We start from the raw sequence: 17,781 nt of genomic DNA, 5'->3' as shown, positions 1-17,781 counted from the left end.
TCCCATTCACATTTATCGGCCCGACCGGCGCGCATGTCTGCGCGACGACGGTCATATCGGAAAGTACTTCATCATGGCTGAGACCATTGCATACGACCTCAATCCCGAAATCATCCTGAGCCAGGCCGATCATCGCCTGCTCAACATCCTGGCCATGGCCGGGCTGGACCATACCCCCGACCAATCGGACAAACTGCTCTACGAACTGGAGCGCGCCCGTGTGCTCGACGACAGCGAAGTGCCCAGCGACATCGTGCGCATGGGTTCTTCCGTGCGCTATCGAACCGATGCCGGCGTGGAGCAGCAGGTAAAGCTGGTCTATCCGGCTGATGCCGATATCGCCGAGGGCCGCATTTCGGTGATGACGCCGGTCGGAACGGCCCTGATCGGGCTGCGCGCCGGCCAGTCCATCACCTGGCGCAGCCGCGACAACCGGCGGCACATGCTAACCGTGCTGTCGGTGGCGGCGGACTAGTCGTCCGCGCCGCCGCCGGAGGTTTGCAGCCAGGCCTCGCCGCAGCTCTTGGCGAGGTCGCGGATGCGCAGGATGTAGCTCTGCCGCTCGGTGACCGAGATGACACCGCGCGCATCGAGCAGGTTGAAGTTGTGGCTGGCCTTCACAACCTGCTCATAGGCCGGGATGGCCATGGTCTGGCGGTTGCCTTCTGCGCCCTTGGCAAGGATGGCGCGGCATTCGCGCTCGGCATCGGCGAAGTGGCGGAACAGGATTTCGGTGTCGGCGACCTCGAAATTGTACTTGGACTGCTCCTGCTCGTTCTGCAGGAACACGTCGCCATAGCTAACCCGGTCCTCGCCGGTCCCGCCGTTGAAGTTGAGGTCATAGACGTTCTCGACGCCCTGCACATACATGGCGAGGCGCTCGAGACCGTAGGTGATTTCCCCCGGCACTGGCGCGCATTCGAAACCCGCCACCTGCTGGAAATAGGTGAACTGGCTGACTTCCATGCCGTCGCACCAGCATTCCCAGCCCAGCCCCCAGGCGCCCAGCGTCGGGCTTTCCCAGTCGTCCTCGACAAAGCGGATGTCGTGCAGGCTGGCGTCGAGGCCGATCTCGGCCAGCGACTTGAGGTAGAGTTCCTGAATGTTCTCCGGTGACGGCTTCAGGATCACCTGGAACTGGTAATAGTGCTGCAGGCGGTTGGGGTTCTCGCCGTAGCGGCCATCCTTGGGGCGGCGGCTGGGCTGCACATAAGCAGCCTTCCACGGCTTGGGCCCAAGCGCCCGCAGGGTCGTGGCAGTATGGAACGTACCGGCGCCCATCTGCATGTCGTATGGCTGCAGGATCACGCAACCCTGCTCCGCCCAGAAGTGCTGGAGGGTCAGGATCAGGCCCTGGAACGAGTTCCGGGGGTCCATATACGATGGGCGATTGGTCATCTTGCAGTCCCTGCTAATCGGGACAAACCTCTAGTTTGACGGCCGAGGGCGGTCAACGGCGTTTGTCGTCGTCGCCCGGACGGAAGGTGCCGTCCTTGTCGCGCTTGAGGTCGATGACGCCGGGTTGCTGGCGTTCGCGCAGGTCGCGCTCGCGGCGAAGACGGCGGGCTTCGTCGTCCTCGGCCTTGAACTGCTTGGTCCAATCACGCCAAATCTTGCGTATTCCCAAATAGATAGCGATGCCGATGATGGCGAAGATCAGGACGCGCAGCAGGATTGCGGTCATCGGTCAGAGCCCCAGCCGCGCCCAGACGGCGCGGTCTTCAATGGTGGCGGCGATATCTGAGGTGAGGCCCGTGGTGGAGAAGCCGAAGCGCGGCAGGGTGAACCAGCCGCGCTTGGCTTCGATGATTTTGAGTTCAATATCAGGGCCATAGCGCGTGTGAAGCACTTCGTGGAGGTCGCCGATCGTGTCGACCAGGCCGAGTTCGACGCCGCGCAGGCCGGTCCACCACTCGCCGGTGAACAGCACGTCGTCGGCAGCCTGGAGCTTGGCGCCCCGCCGCGTTTTCACCACATCGATGAACACGTTATGAATGTCCAATTCGAACTGCTTGATGCGCTCCACGTCCGTCTGCTTTTCGGGCAGGAAGGGGTCGAGCGTCGACTTGTTAGTGCCGGCGGTGTGCACGCGCCGTTCGATGCCCAATTTCGCCAGCGTACCGACAAAGCCGAAGCCGGCCATGATTACGCCGATCGAGCCGACGATCGAGGATGGATCGACGATGATTTCGTCACCGGCCACGGCGATGAAGTATCCGCCTGATGCCGCTGCGTCCTCGACGAAGACCAGCACGGGCTTGCCGTGCTCGTTGGCAAGGTCGCGGATGCGCTTGGAGATCAGCCGGCTCTGTACGGGTGAGCCCCCGGGCGAGTTGACGATGATCGCCACCGCCGGCGCCGACTTGATGGCAAAGGCGCGCTTGAGGAGCGGCGCGACACTAGCGATGTTGAGCCGGCCCGGGCGCTGCTCGGCGGCGATGACGCCATGCAGGCGCACAACCGGGATCACCGTCCTGCCACGGCCGGTGATGCGTTGCAGCCAATTGCGCCGCGACGGAGTCGGTTCGGGCATAGCTCGTCCTCTTGTCAATCGCGGGCAGATTTAGGATGCGCTGGCGCCGATTACCAGTCGAGGCGCGCAGACCCACGAAAGATTGCATCGAATTCGGCTGCGAAGGGCCGCCCCTCGGCCTCATGAAGCGCGCGGCTTGCCAGCAGCGTCAGCGGGGCCCGCGAGCCCTTGATGCCACGAATGACGAAGCGCGTCGCCGCTGCATCGGGCCGCGGCGTCAGCGGCAGAACGGTGATAGCGCCGAAGCGTTGGCTGAAAGCGGCCAGCAGGGGCGAGAGGCTTTCGCTGGGGTAAATGAAAATGATCTCCCCTGCCCCGGCGGCGCAGCCGGCAGCGGTCTTGACCCAACGGTCGAGCGCGGCCGCATCCATGTGACGGGAGCCGGCGCGGCCGGCATTGCCGGCCAGCGTGCCGGCGCCGTCGTCGAAGAAGGGCGGATTGGCGATCACCGTCTCGAAGGCATTTTCGGCGAGGCCGGCGGCGCGACGGTCGCTGCCCGTGCCCGCCACATCGGCATGGGCGAAACCGGTGCGGTCGGCGAAGCCGTTGGTCGCGGCATTCTCGCGGGCCAAGGTCAGCATTTCGGCATTCTGGTCGGCCAGGACCGCCTTGAGGCCGGGACGATCAGCGAGCGCGACCAGCGCTGCCGTGCCGACGCCGCAACCCAGATCGAGCAGGGTTTTGCGGCCCTCGCCGACGGCGGCACCCAGCAGCACGCTATCCATTCCAGCGCGAAAACCGTAGCGGGGCTGCGACAGAGTGAGCCGCCCACCCAAAAAGGCATCGCGCGTGACAGTTTGGTGTTTTACAAAGGCATTTGGCTGGTCTAGGGACATCGCACCCGAAAAGGCCGGTTTTACGCGACCTTACATGTGTGACCATGGCGGGCTCAACCAGATTTGCCGCGGCAAACGGGGACGATAGACGGTGTCGGTTCTGACGCAGATGAAAGAGGCGCCCATCGCCAGCCCGATCGACCGGCTGCTGGCGGCAACCTCGGCCGACATGGCCAAGGTCAACACGCTGATTCTGTCGCGCGCCGATTCTCACGTCGAAATGGTCCCCGAGCTGGCGCGCTATCTCATCGAGAGCGGCGGCAAGCGCCTGCGCCCGATGCTGACGGTCGCCGCCGCCATGCTGTTCGGCAAGGGCACCGGCACCGCGATCAATTTCGCGGCGGCCGTCGAATTCATGCACAACGCCACCCTGCTCCACGACGACGTGGTCGATGAGAGCGACATGCGGCGCGGCAAGCCCGCGGCGCGCATGGTTTGGGGCAACAAGGCCTCGATCCTGGTGGGCGACTTCCTGCTCGGCCAGGCCTTCATGATGATGGTCGAGACCGGCGACATCGCCTCGCTCGGCGTGCTGTCGGCGGCATCGGCGGTCATGGCCGAGGGTGAAGTGTTCCAGCTCGCCAAGACGGGCGACCTGACCACGACGCCCGAAGACTATGCCGAGGTGATCCGCGCCAAGACCGCCGTGCTGTTCCAGGCCGCCTGCGAAGTAGGCGCCATGGCCGGCGGTTCGGACGAGGCGGGGCGCCAGGCCCTGGCCCGCTATGGGCTTGAGCTGGGCAATGCCTTCCAGCTCGTCGACGATGTGCTCGACTATGGCGGGCAATCGGGCACGCTGGGCAAGAATACCGGCGACGATCTGCGCGAAGGCAAGATGACGCTGCCTGTTATCCTTGCCCTCAACGAGGGCAGCGAGGCTGAGCGCGCCACCATCACAGCCGCGCTTGGCGACATGGACACGACGGCCGAACAGGTCGCCGAAATCGTGGCTATCATGGAACGCCACAAGACGCTGGCGCGGACACTGGACCAGGCGCATGCCCATGCCCGCGCAGCGCAGCAGGCGCTGGATGTGCTGCCGGCATCGGAGATGCGGACGCTGCTGAGCGATGTGGTCGAGTTCAGCGTGCTGCGGGCGTACTAGGGCGGACGCGTGCTGCAGCGCGCCCCGTCTCCTCGCCGTGCTCGAAATCCCTCCAATCTCAATCGTCACCCTCGGGCTTGACCCGAGGGCTCTTCACTTGATGAGCGCCCAGCAAAGGACAGAACCCTCGGGTCAAGCCCGAGGGTGACGGCCGGTAGATGTGGGCGGGCGGCGTACCCGACCTGCTAGGGCGGTGTGCGCCTAAGGCACGATCAGCGGTGCTGCCGCCACCCAATGATCCGGGTGGGCGGCCCGCATGACTTGCGCGGCCTGGTGGGCCTGGCCGCTGGAGCCGAAGAGACCGAATACCGTGGCCCCCGATCCCGACATGCGCGCCAGCATGCAGCCCTGCGTTTCGGCCAACTGCTCGACGATATCGCCGATAACCGGAACCAGCTTCACAGCAGGCGGCTGGAGGTCGTTGCGGGTTTCGGCGAGCCAGATGCCGAGTTGCGCCGGGCGGGTCAGTGGCGAGGGCAGTTCGGGCAACGGGTAATTGTCATGCGCGCGCAGCCGGCGGAAGACATCCGCTGTGGGCAGCGGAATCATGGGATTGACCAGCACGACGTGGCAGTCGGGAAAGTCAGGCAGCGGCGCCAACACCTCGCCGACGCCGCGCGCCACCAACGGGCTCGATACAAGGCAGGCCGGCACATCGGCGCCCAGGCCCGCAGCCATGTCGGAGAGATCGGAGACCGCGATCGGCTGGTTGGACAGCCCTGCCATCAGCCGAAGCGCGGCCGCGGCGTCGGCGGAGCCGCCGCCAATGCCGGCGGCGACGGGCAGGTTCTTGGTGAGACGCATGGCGAGCCCGGTCGCGACCGCATCGGGCCAGCGCGCCCGGAAAGCGGCGACGGCCCGTAGCACCAGGTTGGATTCGCCATTACCCAGACCCTTTGCGAAAGGGCCCACGATGGTCAGCGAATCGGCCGCTGATGGCACCGCTTCAATCTCGTCGGCCACGTCGGCGAAGACGACGAGGCTTTCGAGATCATGATAGCCATCCTCCCGGCGCCGCGTGACATGCAGCGCCAGGTTGATCTTGGCCGGCGCTAGCTGAACAAGCGGCTCGACCATGAAGCGTTATTGGGTCGCGTTCTCGTCGGTCAATCCGTCGGCAAGCTTGGGTGCGACGCGCTCCTTGACGTTTCCAACCTCGTCTACCGAGGCGGCCACATTCCACTGGAAGCGGGCTTCGAGCGTGCGGCCGGCCTTCCAATAGGCGTCGCCCAGGTGGTCGTTGATTTCGGCATCGTTGGGACGCAGCAGCACGGCCTGTTCGAGCGTCTTTACCGCCTCATCGATGCGACCGAGCTTGTAGAAGGCCCAACCGAGCGAATCGACCACATAGCCGTCCTGCGGCTGGGCGGCTACGGCCTTTTCAATCATTTCGAGCGCCGGCTCCAGATGCATGTCCTGGTCGATCCAGCTGTAGCCGAGATAGTTGAGCACAGCCGGCTGATCGGGATTGAGTTCCAATGCCTTGAGGAAATCGGCCTCGGCCTTGGGCCACTCCTTGGCGCGCTCATAGGCGATGCCGCGCACGTAATAGAAGCGCCAATCGGACGGGCTTTCGCCGCCGGTCAAAGCCAGCGCTTTGGTATAGGCCTCGGCCGCCTCGGGGTATTGCTCGTCGTAGCGCAGCATGTCGCCGAGCACCGAAACGGCATCGAGATCGTCAGGCTGGGTGGCGACGATATTGCCCAGGCGGCGCAACGCCTCCGGCCGATCGCCGAGTGCATCCAGATTCTGGGCAACGCGGACGATCGCGGTCGGCTTCATCGCCGAGGTCATGGGCACGGCGTCATAAATCCGATTGGCGGCGTCGTGCTGGGCGGCCGTATCGAGCAACTGGCCGAGGGCCAGAGAAATCACATCGGCCGACGGATCGAGGTAGAGCCCCATGCGCAGGAAGACCAGCGAGAGGTCGAGGCTGCCATCGCGCGCCAGGGCAACGCCGATGCCATGGAACATTTCGGCCGCGCCAACCTGAACGTTGGAGGCAAAAATGCCCGGGCGCTGGCCGGCATTGACCTGGTTCTTGACGACCGTCACGATGGGATGGGTCAACCCCTGATCTTCGAACTGCGCGATCGCGGCCTTGGCCTCGTCGAACTGCCCGGCATTGGCCAAGATGCGGGCATAAACCTCGACGATGCGCGCCACGAATGGTTCGTTGTCGAAGGCCTGCCCGGCCAACTCGATGGCCTTGTCGGTCTCGCCGGCAGCTTCAGCCATGAGAGCACGGTGGAAGACGAGAAAATCCTCGAGGCCACTTTCGGCCAGCTCATCGAGCGCGGCATCGGCGTCGTGCTTGCGGTTGTCGCCCACCAGGGCCCAGGCGCGCAGGATGGTTGCGGTGATGCCGGTAAAGCTATCCTGCCCGATGGCGCCGAGCAGGTTTTCTGCCGCCCCATAGCGGCGCTCCTTGAGCGCTTCGGTCGCCACAACCAGTTCGGCCAGCTCGTTATTGGAGTCGAGATCGAGCAGGTGCTTGGCAGTCGAGGCCGCCTGGCCGATCTGGCCATCGGCGGCAAAGGCGATGAAGGCGCGCTCGACGAGAACCGGATTGTCCCACTCGGCCTGGGCGGCCTGGTAGAAGTAGCGCGCGGCTTCGTCAGTCTTGAGGTCCTGCAGGGCCTGCTGGCCAGCCATATAGGCCCCGGTGACGCTGGTGCTGAACATGGGCAGCAGGTCGAAGGCGGCGCCCGGATCGGACTGCGCGGTCTGGACCGACTGGGCCGTCAGCGCTGCCGTGGTGGCGGCGGCTGACAGCAGCAGAGCCACAAAAGCCGGGCGCGCGAAGCGGTTCACAAGCGATGTCACGAGGTTTGGTACTCCCTTGGCCAGTGCAGGCCGTTCTGGCGGCGAAGATTGTCCGTTTTGGGACTGCGCCGCAAGGCCGCGCCACATAGCGTGATTAGCGGGCGCGTCGATACTCAATTTGTGCCGCTGGCTACATTCCCACGTAATTGGGCCCACTGCCGCCTTCGGGAGACACCCAGGTGATGTTCTGGGCCGGGTCCTTGATATCGCAGGTCTTGCAGTGGACGCAGTTGGCGGCGTGGATGCGGAACACCGGCGCCCCGCCCTCCTCGGCCATTTCGTAAACCCCTGCCGGGCAGTAAAGCGGCGCGGGCTCGCCATATTTGGGCAGGTTATCGCGCACCGGCACGGCCGGATCGGCAAGCCTCAGGTGGACCGGCTGGTCCTCGTCATGTGCCAGATTGGCGAGATAGACCGAGGAGGCGCGGTCGAAGGTCAGCTTGCCGTCGGGCCGGTCATAGCTGCGTGGCGGCAACACGCCCATGGGTTTGAGGCCCTGATAGTCCGGCTTGCTGTGATGGAGGGTTCCGAGCAGCGAGCGGCCGAGAATCGCCGAGGTCCAGAGCTCGATGCCGCCGGCCAGGGCGCCCAGTACGGTGCCGAAGCGGGTCCAGAGCGGCTTGACGTTGCGCACGCCCTGCAGCTCAGCGGAAATGCCGGTGGCCATGATGCGGGTGCCGAAATCCTTGATCAGATCGTGCTGTCGGCCCTTGCCGATGGCGTCGGCCACCGCGTCGGCAGCGCCGATACCGGAGAGGATGGCGTTGTGGATGGCCTTGAGGCGCGGCGCGTTCATGAAGCCGGCGGCGCAACCGATGAGGCCACCGCCGGGGAAGGCCAACGTGGGGATGGACTGCCAGCCGCCAGCGGTGACGGCGCGGGCGCCGTAGCTGATGCGGGTCGCGCCTTCGAGCAGGGGCGCGACGGACTTGTGGGTCTTGAAGCGCTGGAATTCGTCGAAGGGCGAAAGGGTGGGGTCCTGGTAGTCCAAATAGGTCACGAGGCCGACATAGAGCTTGCGGTCCTCGGCGTGGTAGACGAAGCCGCCGCCAGCCGTCGCATTGTCGAGGGGAAAGCCGAGATAGTGGTCGACGCGCCCGGGCCGGTGGCGCTCGGCGGGGATTTCCCACACTTCCTTGATGCCGAGGCCGTATTTCTGCGGCTCGCGGGCCAGGCCATGCGCGCCGATGATGGACTTGGCCAGCGACCCGCGCGCCCCCTCGGCGATGAGGGTGTATTTGGCTTCGAGCGCAATGCCCTCGGCAAAGCCGGGCTTGGGATTGCCGTCATGATCGCGGCCGAGGTCGCCGGTGATGATGCCGCGCACGGGGCCCTTGTCGGAGCCCAGCACATCGACGGCCGCGGTCATCGGGAAGATGTCGACGCCCAGCTCCGTCGCTTGCTCGCCCAACCAGCGGACGAGATTGCCCAGGCTGACGATGACGCCGTTCGGGGTCTTGAGCTGGGGCGGCATCAGCAGGTGGGGGAGCGCGAAATCGGCCTTGGCGGTGAGCAGGTGATAGGTATCGGTGGTCACGTCGGGCCCGACAGGCGCGCCCTTGAGGCGCCAATCGGGGATGAGTGCGTCGAGGCCGCGCGGGTCCATGACGGCCCCCGAAAGGATATGCCCGCCCACCTCGGCGGCCTTTTCGACCACGGTCACGGCAATTTCGGGATGGCGCTGCTTGAGGCGAATGGCGGCCGCCAGTCCGGATGGACCAGCCCCGACGATCACGACGTCGGTCGAAAGGGTTTCGCGCGAGCCGGCCTCTGCCATATAGGAATGCCTCGTTCGTCCGGATGCGCGGCTGGCCGCGCCAAACGGGCTGTGACATAACAGAGAACATGGCTCAAGATCGACCGCTAAATCACGACGAAATGCTCGCCGTGCTCGACTGGTATCGAGCCGCGGGCGTTGACGTTGCCGTGGGCGAGGAGCCGGTCGACCGGTTTGCGCAGCGCCCACCCGCTCGGGTCGCGCCGCCGCAGGCGGTTGCCAGCGCGCCGGCGGAGCGGCCGATTGAGGCTTTGCCGATAGGCGGCGATCCCCAGGAGGCGCGGGGCCTGGCGACGTCAGCGCGGACGCTGGACGAATTGCAGGCCATCCTGGGGCGCTATGATGGATGCGGGCTCAAGCTGCGTGCCACCCAATTGGTGTTTGCCGATGGCAATCCCGAGGCCGATATCATGTTGATCGGCGAAGCGCCGGGGGCCGAGGAAGACCGGCAGGGCAAGCCATTCGTCGGCAAATCGGGGCAATTGCTCGACCGCATGCTTGGCGCCATCGGGCTCGACCGCACCAAGGTCTATATCGCCAATACCGTACCGTGGCGGCCGCCGGGCAATCGTACCCCGACGCCAGAGGAAATGGCGCTCTGCCTGCCCTTCCTGCACCGGCAGGTGGAACTGGTGGCACCAAAAGTGGTGATGACGCTGGGCGGTCCGGCCATGCAGACGGTGTTCTCGACCACCAATGGCATCATCAAGATGCGCGGCAAGTGGAGCGCTGTTGCTATCGGCAACCATCAGGTCGACGCCATGCCGACGCTGCATCCGGCCTATCTGTTGCGCAACCCGGCTGCCAAGCAGCAGGCGTGGCAGGATTTGCTGAGCCTGCGGCTGAAGATCGAGGAACTGGGCATCGGCTAGTGCCCGTATGGGCAAAAACTTAGCTATGCCGCATTTCCAATGCGCTAATCGGGGAACGCCGCGTTATTGTCACCGTTGCGTGATTTGCAACGTTCTTCCACCCTCGCACAGCCGAAAGCGTCATGGCCTCCGTAATCAAGATCTACGCCCTGTTCCTGGGTTCCGCGCTGCTGATGTTTGGTGGCGGGTTGCAGGGTCTGTTGCTGTCGGTTCGTGGTGCGGAGGAAGAGTTTTCGCTGCTGTCGCTGGGCCTGATCGGCACCGGCTGGTCGGTGGGCTTCGTCGCCGGCTCCATCGCGGTGCCTGTTATCGTGCGCAAGGTCGGCCATATCAGGGCCTTCTCGGTGATGGCGGCCATCGGCACCATCACCATCCTGCTCAACCTCATGTGGATCAACGATATCAGCTGGATCCTGCTGCGCGCGCTCAGCGGCTTCTGTTTTGCCGGTGCGGCGATGATCGTCGAAAGCTGGCTCAACGAGGTGGCCGACAATAAGAGCCGCGGCACGATCTTTTCGATTTATGTGACCATCAACATGGCGGCATCGACGCTGGGACAGATCGCCATGTCGGTCACTGGTACGGCCGGCTATGTTCCCTTCGTGCTCGGCGCCATCAGCTTCATCTGCGCCATATTGCCCACGGCGCTCACCTCGAGCCCGCAGCCCCGGCCGCTGTCGTCGGCCAAGATCGATATCGGGCTGCTCTATCGGACATCGCCAGTCGCGGCGATCGCGGCCTTTTCGGTGGGCATGGCCAACGGCGCCTTCGGCACGCTGGCGCCGGTCTATGGCTATGAACAGGGGCTGGATGCCAGCGGCATAGCGCTGCTGTTCGCCATCGCGGCAATCCTGGGCGCGGTGGCGCAGATTCCGTTCGGTCGCCTCTCCGACCGGATCGATCGCCGCATCGTGCTGATCGGGCTTTCGGGCCTCGCCTCGGTGGTCGGCATCCTCACCGTGCTCATCAACCCCACTGCGGGCTGGATGATGTATGTGCTGTTCGCCCTCTACGGCTTTGCCGCCAACCCGATCTATGCGGTCGCGGTGGCGCATGCCAACGACTTCGCCAAGGATGGCGACTTTGCCAAGATCGCCGGCGGCATGCTGCTGATCCTGGGCGTGGGCCTCGCGATCGGCCCCGCTGTCGCCTCGCTCATCATGGGGGCGTGGTCGCCGGTCGGCCTGTTCATCGTCACCGCCGCCTTCCATGGCGCCCTCGCGGCTGCCGCCTTCATGCGCATGCGTATTCGCAAGAGCATCGACGCCGCCGACCGCGCCCCGTTCCAGCCCATGGGCGACAAGCAGGTGACGCCGGAAACTATTGTGCTCGACCCACGGGCTGATAGTGATAGCGCCGAAATGGGCCACGCCGAGGCGCCGGTCCCCGACGAGCTGGCAGAGTCACCCGAGGAGAGGCGCGATGTTCAAGACGGCACGGTTTGAAGACCGCGAATTCAGGCCGCTTTCCATTGCCGTCATCGCCGTTTCCGATACCAGAACGCTTGAGACCGACACCGGCGGCGCGCTGCTGAAGTCGCTGCTCGAGGCGGACGGCCATCGCTGCGCCGAGCGCGTCGTGGTGCGCGACGATATCCAGCTCATTCGCCAGGCGATGCAGGGCTTTGTCGCCAATCCCAGTGTCGACGTGGTGCTGACCACCGGCGGTACCGGATTTTCCGGCCGCGACGTGACACCCGAAGCGGTCGAGCCGCTGTTCGACAAGCGGATGGAAGGCTTCTCGGTGCTGTTCCATCAGTATTCGGCCACAACCGTGGGCACCAGTTCGCTGCAATCGCGCGCTACGGCGGGGCTGATCGGTACAACATTCGTGTTCTGCCTGCCCGGCTCGCGCGGCGCTTGCCGCGATGCCTGGGAGGGGATTCTGAGCCACCAGCTCGATTACCGGCACAAGCCCTGCAACTTCGTCGAACTCATGCCCCGGCTGGACGAGCGCTAGGCGCGAGGATTCGTTGGGGTTCGGCTTTTTTTGCGATGTCATCCCCGCGAACGCGGGAATGACACAGTGATGGTAGCTTGCTCTGAGCAAATCGTGAGCGCGCGAAGCTGGAGGCTTGGTTGCCACGACGTCGTGGTTCGACAAGCTCACCATGAGGTCTACTGAGTAATTCGATTGGTGGCCTAGAATTTGGGACCGATCTTGAGCACGCCGCTCTTGCGTGGCAGATCGTCGTCCAATCCGGCGAATGGGGTGCGTTGTTCCAGGGTGCGTGCCAAAGCGAACAGGTCCTGGAGGTCCGTCGCGACCTGTCGCCGGTTGGTTTTGCTCAGCCCTTTGTAGCTCTTGGCCTTGCTGAGATACCCCTTGTACCAGGCGCCGAAGCCGGCCTGCCAGATTGCGTCGGCCGACGAGAGACTCTCCCTGGCGTGGCGATAGAGCACGAGCAGGCGGCGCCACTTGTGTTCATCGAAGCTGAAAGGGCCGTTGGTGAAGGCCTTGCCGGCTTCATAGCCCCAATACATGAGCTGGCGCGATGCCTCGGGCGACATGTTGAGGTTGAGGCCGCCCTCGCCGTCGGCGAGGAAGATGCGGGCAATGCGCTCGCGCTGGCCGGTCAGCTCGGACAGCAACTGATCCTGCCAGTCCTTGGCTGAATTCAGGACATACCAGGCGAAGCCGGTGATGTCGCCGACGGCGGACATCTGGACGCCCATGCCCTGCGCCGCCGATTGTGGCACCGTCACGCGCCGGCTCAGGTTGCTGGCATAACCCAACAACTCCTCGATGCTGAAGGCAAAGGTCGGTCGCGTCGGCAGCACCGCGTCGAACATGTGGATGGGAAAGTTACTGCTGATGCCACCATCGGAGAACAGGGCCGTTTTTGGCATTGCCGGTGGCGACGAGGCGGCTCCCAGATTCTTCATGATCGAGGGGAGTTCGGTATCGACCATGCGCAACGGCACGGCGGTGAACAGTACGGGAAAGCTGAGGCTCATGCGCACGGCGACCAGCACCGGCAAGGCCGCCTCGCCAGGGAAGGGACGGGCCGCCGGATCATGCGGCCAGGAGCGGCCCGGACGGCGCGCCAGATATTGCATGACCGCGTCGGGCAGGATTTTGCGCCACTCCGCCGCGAGATAGCCCGCGGGAGCGCCCAGGCGCGGCAGTGTGTGGGGGCGGCGCATTGAAAGGTTGGTGGTGACGACCCGCAGGTCGACGCCCTTGGCGCTGAGGTCGCCGAAGGTCAGGGGCTTGCGATGCGCCGGGTCGCCGAAAGCGATGTCCTGCAGGGCGCGGTGAATCCAATCGGTGACGGCCAGCGGTCCTTCACCTTCGGTGAGACCGGTGCAGAGCCCGAAATTGTTGGTCGGCAGGGCCTGCAACATGGCCGTTGCCGGCTCGACGATTGTCGTCACTGCCCGCCGGAGCTGACCCACGACCACCCATGCCAGAGCCGCCAGGCCACCCAGCACCAAGCCTAGGACAGCGGCCAGAATCGTGGCGTAGGCCCCTGCCCCGAGCAGCCATGATGGGATCGCCAAAGCCAGGCCCCCTGCCGCTGCTGCAAGAGCGCAGGTAAGAGCCGAGCGCTGCAGCAGAGCGCGGACCCCAGGCTTGAGCACAGTATCGACGAAGCCGTTGATGCCGCCGGCCCGCACGACCTGCTTGGCCAACTCGGCGGCCGGTTTGAATGACGGGCTGGGCTGGAACAGCGACAGCAGGATATCGGGCAGCTCGTCGCAGTATTTCTTCAGCGTCAGGAACGCCTCGGGGCGGCCATTCTGCCGCCCATACTCGGCTGCGGCAGCGAAGGCTGCCGCGATCGCCCCGGCCGATGTGCCACCCAGAGAGCGGAAGCGATACTTGGTCGCGATTTCGAGGATGGCGTAGGGATAAATGATCCCGGACGTCACCCCGCCCTTCATAATCGCATCGCATTCAAGCGGCCCGGTGAGATCGAACTGATTGCGAGAATAGTCCGGTAGCACAGTTGACATCGGCGGGCCCTCCAATGGCGCCACGAAGTCTGGCACCGAAGGTCTTTTGCAGCAAGCGACCGCGGGCGCGCGGCATCTTGTTCGAAATTTCTACCACCATGTATAATATTCTTTACATGATGCCAAAAATGTTGGATACATTGGCCGTCAGAGCAGGAGTGCGTACATGTCGATGCGAGAGAGGACGTCGTGGATCGCCGTGATCACCACGCTGATCGTCTGGAGTTACTATTTCGCGGTGTTCTGGGGCGACGCGCTGTCCGGGCGCATCGATGGCACGGGGTTGCGCAACCTCTTCATCGTTTGCCTCATCATTTCGGTGGGCATCATGCTGGGGCTGGCGATCGCCCTGTCACTGAGGACACGCCAGTCGATGGATGCGCCACCCGATGAACTGGAACGTCAGATCGAGGGCAAAGCCGACAAAATCGGGTTCAAGCTGCTCGAACTCATCGTGCCGGTGGTGCTGATCACCGGGTTGCTCAATGTCGATACGATCCGCGCCGCCTATCCGGAAGATCCTGCGGGCAGCACGGCGATCATCTTCGCCAACGGCTTCCTGATGAGCATCGTGCTGGTGGAGCTGGTGCGCGAAGGGGTCAAGATCGTCATGTTCCGGATGACAGCGTGACATGGCGCCGCCGCCCATCACCAACACCATCCGCCGCCTGCGGTTCGATCATGGCGAGATGACCCAGCAGGAGCTGGCCGATCGCATCAGCATGACGCGGCAGACCGTGGCCGCGATCGAACAGAACAAATACTCGCCCTCGCTCGAGGCCGCCTTCCGCATCGCGGAGGTTTTCGGCGTCGAGATCGGCGAGGTCTTCCAGTGGAAGAAGCCTAGTACCGACTGACCGAGAGATATCGCGAACTGAACATCGGCCCCAGCTCAGTTGCGGGCCGCGGGCTGACGCATGCCTGCGAAATGGAGAAATCGAGATGAAAGCCATCGTACAGACAGCCTATGGCGCGCCGGACGTGCTGGTCATCAAGGATGTGCCGAGGCCAATGCCAAGGGAGAACGAGGTGCTGGTCAAGGTGCATGCGACCACGGTCACTTCAGGCGATGCACGCTTGCGGGCCTTCCGCATACCGGCAGCGTTCTGGCTGCCAGCGCGACTGGTCATGGGCATCACCCAGCCCAGGAAGAACGTACTGGGCTGCGAGTTCGCTGGCGAGGTGGTGGCGATTGGCCGGAACGTCACCCGCTTCAGGGTGGGCGACCGGGTATTCGGCCTCCACGTCTATGGCGCCTACGCCGAATACAAGACCGTGCCGGATAGCGCCGCGATCGCCACGATGCCGGCGCGGATGAGCTACGAGGAGGCGGCGGCCATCCCCTTTGGTGGGCTGACGGCGCTGTACTTCCTGCGCAGGGCCAATATCCAGCCCGGCCAGAAGGTGCTGGTCAATGGCGCGTCGGGCGCGGTGGGCAGCTTCGCCGTGCAATTGGCGAAGCACTTTGGCGCCCCGGTGACGGCGGTGTGCAGCGCCGCCAATGCGGCGCTGGTGCGAGACCTCGGCGCAAGCGAGGTGATCGACTACACGACAACCGACTTTGCCAAGACCGGCCGGCGTTACGATGTCATCTTCGACACGATGGACAATGTTTCGCCGCGACGGTTTCGGCAGGCGACCACGGTCAAGGGCATCCTGCTGGCTGTCGCCGGTGGCGGGGTAGCGTTCATCCGCGCGGCCCTCAGCGCGCTGGGTGGCGGACGCAAGGTCATTGCCGGCATGTCGGATGAAAGCCAGTCGGAGCTGGAAGTGTTGCGCGGCCTGTGGCTGGCCGGCGCGTTGCGGAGCACGGTCGACCGCTGCTTCGAGTTCGAAGATATAGGAAAGGCGCATGCGCTGGTCGATAGCGGACGCAAGCGCGGAGCCGTCATTGTGCATGTTGTGACGCCGGCAAAACTGGCTTTGCCCGCTCCGGCTTCGGCGGCCTAAGCCGCGCGGGCGCCGCGCTGGGGCGTTTCCTTATCGGCATCCATGACGACGACGCAGTTGCGGCCCATGGCCTTGGCCCGGTAGAGGCCGCGGTCGGCACGCTCGACGAGATCGCCGATATCGCGATCATTGACCGAAGCCAGGGCGGCGCCGATGGATACGGTCACGTGGATGGTGCCGTGTTCGGGGTGGTCGATTAGCTGATCGGCCACCCGGGCGCGGATGCGCTCGGCCAGAATGGCCGGCCCCTGCTTTTCGGTTTCGCGTAGCAACACGACGAATTCCTCACCGCCAAAGCGGGCGACCTTGTCGATCGTGCGGGCCTCGGCCTGCACGATCTGTCCGATGGAGCGGATCACGTCATCGCCGACGCTGCGGCCGTAGGTGTCGTTGATGCGCTTGAAGAAGTCGATGTCGATCACCAGCACGCCCAGCTTACGCTTGTGGCGCTTGAAATAGTTCATGGCATCGGTGCCGAACAGGCGGAAGGCGCGACGATTGAGAAGGCCGGTCAATGGGTCGGTCTCGGCCTGGGTTTGCAAGGCATTGATGTCCTCACCGAGGCGCTCGGTTCGTTCGACCAGGAGTTGCTTGTTGAGCGCAGCCTCCCGCGCTGCAGCTTCCTGCGCCGTTTCGGCGCTGCCGAGGCGGCGCAGCAGCGAGCGGATGGAGACGGAAAGCTGCGAGGCCTCGCGCGAGGAATGGTCCCGGGGAATAACGGCGCCACTATCGCGGCCGATACTGTCGATGCTGGCGGCCAGGCGCTGCAGCGGACGCGTCAACCGGCGGGACAATACCGTGGCTGCGGTGACGCCCAGGACCGCAAATGCAACGCCGATCAGGGCGATGACCAGTGTCAGTTGATTGGCCGGCGCCACCGCCAGATCCAGCGGCCGGCGCGCCACGACGATCCAGCCAAGACCGGGATAGTCGAGCTGCCCGGGCGTGACGACGGCGCCGAGCATGTGGCCGCCCTCGACATTGTCGCGGAAGGACAGGAAACCGGAGGAGCCGATGCGGGCGATGGTCGCGCTATCGATGGGCTGGCTGCCGAATTCGGGGCCCAGCAGGGCCTTGCCATCGCGGGCCAGGATCCAAATCTCAGTGGCGAGGCTCGGATCGAGCCCTTCAAGCACGATCTGCCTGATGTCGGCGGCCCAGGTCCAGTTCATATGGGCGCCGAGAACCCCGATGGTGGAACCGGCAGCATCGCGCACAGGGGTTGCGATATCGACGAAGCGGATGGGTTCGCCCCCGGAGCCCGGTGGCCGCAGAAGTTCGGACAGCAATTTGGCGTCGTGCACGTCCTGCACTGTCGGGCCGGCCGCACCGGCGGTGAACCAGGGCCGCTCGGCCACGGAGACGCCTTCGAGCAGGCCGCCTGTGGCGGCCTTGACGGTTCCGTCGGGCAGAGCGAAGCCGATCCAGGCATAGTCTGGAAGCGTGGACTGCAATTGCTCGAGCATATCGCGAGTCGCGGCCGGGTCGCCGAGCCATACCGGCTCGAGCGGGGCAAGCCGGGCGATGTTGCCGATCTCGCGAAAACGCTCGAACACGCTGGTATCGAGGCGTTGGGCGACGTTGGCGGCAACACCCACCATGGCGGATTCAACCCGCACCATCGCCTGCTGCCGCGCCACATAGGCGGCGGTGCCGGCGACGGTTGCAACCAGCGCAAGGCAGAGCAGGGCGGTGACCAGCGCCACCTGCTGGCCCAGCGTCATGCGGTCGCGCCGCTTCACAAGTCTTCGAAAGGTCGCCTCGAACATGGTCGTCCCATTCGTAATCCGCGAACAGGGTGCGCCAGCCATTGTGTTAACAAGGTTTACCGCAACCGGCAGAGTGGCAATGCCGTTAATCGCCGGTTCGAAGAACCCTTAAACTTGTTCAGATGAGGCCGCACGCGCCTCAAAGGAAAACGGC

The 17,781-nt window shown here is 64.7% G+C and carries 17 protein-coding genes; 8 read left to right on the top strand and 9 right to left on the bottom strand.

Going from position 1 to position 17,781, the window contains the following annotated elements; all coding sequences use genetic code 11:
* Positions 1-73 precede the first annotated feature (73 nt).
* Entirely contained in the window at positions 74-475 is a 402-nt protein-coding gene (rnk, locus tag MF606_RS04635; protein WP_240232483.1) for a nucleoside diphosphate kinase regulator, read from the top strand.
* Here the strand turns inward: rnk and MF606_RS04630 are convergent.
* The 4 genes from MF606_RS04630 to MF606_RS04615 form a co-directional block, all read right to left on the bottom strand.
* Complete coding sequence (locus tag MF606_RS04630) at positions 472-1,377, bottom strand: glycine--tRNA ligase subunit alpha (protein ID WP_240233783.1); 906 nt, start codon at positions 1,375-1,377, stop codon at positions 472-474. The two genes, rnk and MF606_RS04630, sit on opposite strands and share 4 nt — an antisense overlap.
* A gap of 73 nt (positions 1,378-1,450) precedes the next feature.
* Complete coding sequence (locus tag MF606_RS04625; protein WP_240232482.1) at positions 1,451-1,684, bottom strand: hypothetical protein; 234 nt, start codon at positions 1,682-1,684, stop codon at positions 1,451-1,453.
* A 3-nt stretch (positions 1,685-1,687) separates the two neighbouring features.
* Positions 1,688-2,533, bottom strand: a complete 846-nt coding sequence (locus MF606_RS04620; protein WP_240232481.1) for a S49 family peptidase — start codon at positions 2,531-2,533, stop codon at positions 1,688-1,690.
* 50 nt (positions 2,534-2,583) lie between these two features.
* Positions 2,584-3,249 (bottom strand): tRNA1(Val) (adenine(37)-N6)-methyltransferase, encoded by a 666-nt coding sequence (locus MF606_RS04615; RefSeq protein WP_240232480.1) that lies wholly within the window; start codon positions 3,247-3,249, stop codon positions 2,584-2,586.
* A gap of 229 nt (positions 3,250-3,478) precedes the next feature.
* On the opposite strand from MF606_RS04615, the gene MF606_RS04610 reads away from it, so the two are divergent.
* Positions 3,479-4,474: a polyprenyl synthetase family protein gene (locus MF606_RS04610; protein WP_240233782.1), complete on the top strand. Its 996-nt coding sequence runs from the start codon at positions 3,479-3,481 to the stop codon at positions 4,472-4,474.
* Positions 4,475-4,675: 201 nt separating this feature from the next.
* Here the strand turns inward: MF606_RS04610 and MF606_RS04605 are convergent, their stop codons facing one another.
* From MF606_RS04605 to MF606_RS04595, 3 genes are all read right to left on the bottom strand, one after another.
* A complete protein-coding gene (locus tag MF606_RS04605; protein WP_240232479.1) occupies positions 4,676-5,551 on the bottom strand; it encodes a 4-(cytidine 5'-diphospho)-2-C-methyl-D-erythritol kinase in 876 nt (291 codons plus the stop codon).
* Positions 5,552-5,557: 6 nt separating this feature from the next.
* A complete protein-coding gene (locus tag MF606_RS04600) occupies positions 5,558-7,300 on the bottom strand; it encodes a tetratricopeptide repeat protein (protein ID WP_240232478.1) in 1,743 nt (580 codons plus the stop codon).
* A 130-nt stretch (positions 7,301-7,430) separates the two neighbouring features.
* The gene (locus MF606_RS04595) at positions 7,431-9,077 is read right to left on the bottom strand and encodes an electron transfer flavoprotein-ubiquinone oxidoreductase (protein WP_240232477.1); all 1,647 of its coding nucleotides are present in this window, start codon (positions 9,075-9,077) and stop codon (positions 7,431-7,433) included.
* A gap of 68 nt (positions 9,078-9,145) precedes the next feature.
* On the opposite strand from MF606_RS04595, the gene MF606_RS04590 reads away from it, so the two are divergent.
* The 3 genes from MF606_RS04590 (at position 9,146) to moaB (ending at position 11,908) form a co-directional block, all read left to right on the top strand.
* The gene (locus MF606_RS04590) at positions 9,146-9,949 is read left to right on the top strand and encodes a uracil-DNA glycosylase (RefSeq protein WP_240232476.1); all 804 of its coding nucleotides are present in this window, start codon (positions 9,146-9,148) and stop codon (positions 9,947-9,949) included.
* 122 nt (positions 9,950-10,071) lie between these two features.
* Positions 10,072-11,394, top strand: coding sequence for an MFS transporter (locus MF606_RS04585; protein WP_240232475.1), 1,323 nt, complete (start codon positions 10,072-10,074; stop codon positions 11,392-11,394).
* Entirely contained in the window at positions 11,372-11,908 is a 537-nt protein-coding gene (moaB, locus tag MF606_RS04580; protein WP_240232474.1) for a molybdenum cofactor biosynthesis protein B, read from the top strand. Before MF606_RS04585 ends, moaB begins: the two co-directional genes overlap by 23 nt.
* Positions 11,909-12,090: 182 nt before the next feature.
* Here the strand turns inward: moaB and MF606_RS04575 are convergent, their stop codons facing one another.
* The gene (locus MF606_RS04575; protein WP_240232473.1) at positions 12,091-13,908 is read right to left on the bottom strand and encodes a patatin-like phospholipase domain-containing protein; all 1,818 of its coding nucleotides are present in this window, start codon (positions 13,906-13,908) and stop codon (positions 12,091-12,093) included.
* Between the two features lie 166 nt (positions 13,909-14,074).
* Between MF606_RS04575 and MF606_RS04570 the strand changes: the two genes are divergently transcribed.
* The 3 genes from MF606_RS04570 (at position 14,075) to MF606_RS04560 (ending at position 15,858) form a co-directional block, all read left to right on the top strand.
* Positions 14,075-14,539: a hypothetical protein gene (locus MF606_RS04570; protein ID WP_240232472.1), complete on the top strand. Its 465-nt coding sequence runs from the start codon at positions 14,075-14,077 to the stop codon at positions 14,537-14,539.
* Position 14,540: 1 nt separating this feature from the next.
* Positions 14,541-14,765, top strand: coding sequence for a helix-turn-helix transcriptional regulator (locus MF606_RS04565; RefSeq protein ID WP_240232471.1), 225 nt, complete (start codon positions 14,541-14,543; stop codon positions 14,763-14,765).
* 85 nt (positions 14,766-14,850) lie between these two features.
* Positions 14,851-15,858: an NAD(P)-dependent alcohol dehydrogenase gene (locus MF606_RS04560; RefSeq protein WP_240232470.1), complete on the top strand. Its 1,008-nt coding sequence runs from the start codon at positions 14,851-14,853 to the stop codon at positions 15,856-15,858.
* On the opposite strand, the gene MF606_RS04555 is transcribed toward MF606_RS04560, so the two are convergent.
* Positions 15,855-17,627 (bottom strand): sensor domain-containing diguanylate cyclase, encoded by a 1,773-nt coding sequence (locus MF606_RS04555; RefSeq protein ID WP_240232469.1) that lies wholly within the window; start codon positions 17,625-17,627, stop codon positions 15,855-15,857. The two genes, MF606_RS04560 and MF606_RS04555, sit on opposite strands and share 4 nt — an antisense overlap.
* Between the last annotated feature and the right edge of the window lie 154 nt (positions 17,628-17,781).

The organism is Devosia lacusdianchii (assembly GCF_022429625.1).
Taxonomy (GTDB): domain Bacteria; phylum Pseudomonadota; class Alphaproteobacteria; order Rhizobiales; family Devosiaceae; genus Devosia; species Devosia lacusdianchii.
The sequence above is the reverse complement of the archived record's forward strand: the minus strand, read 5'-3'. Positions and strand labels throughout refer to the sequence as shown.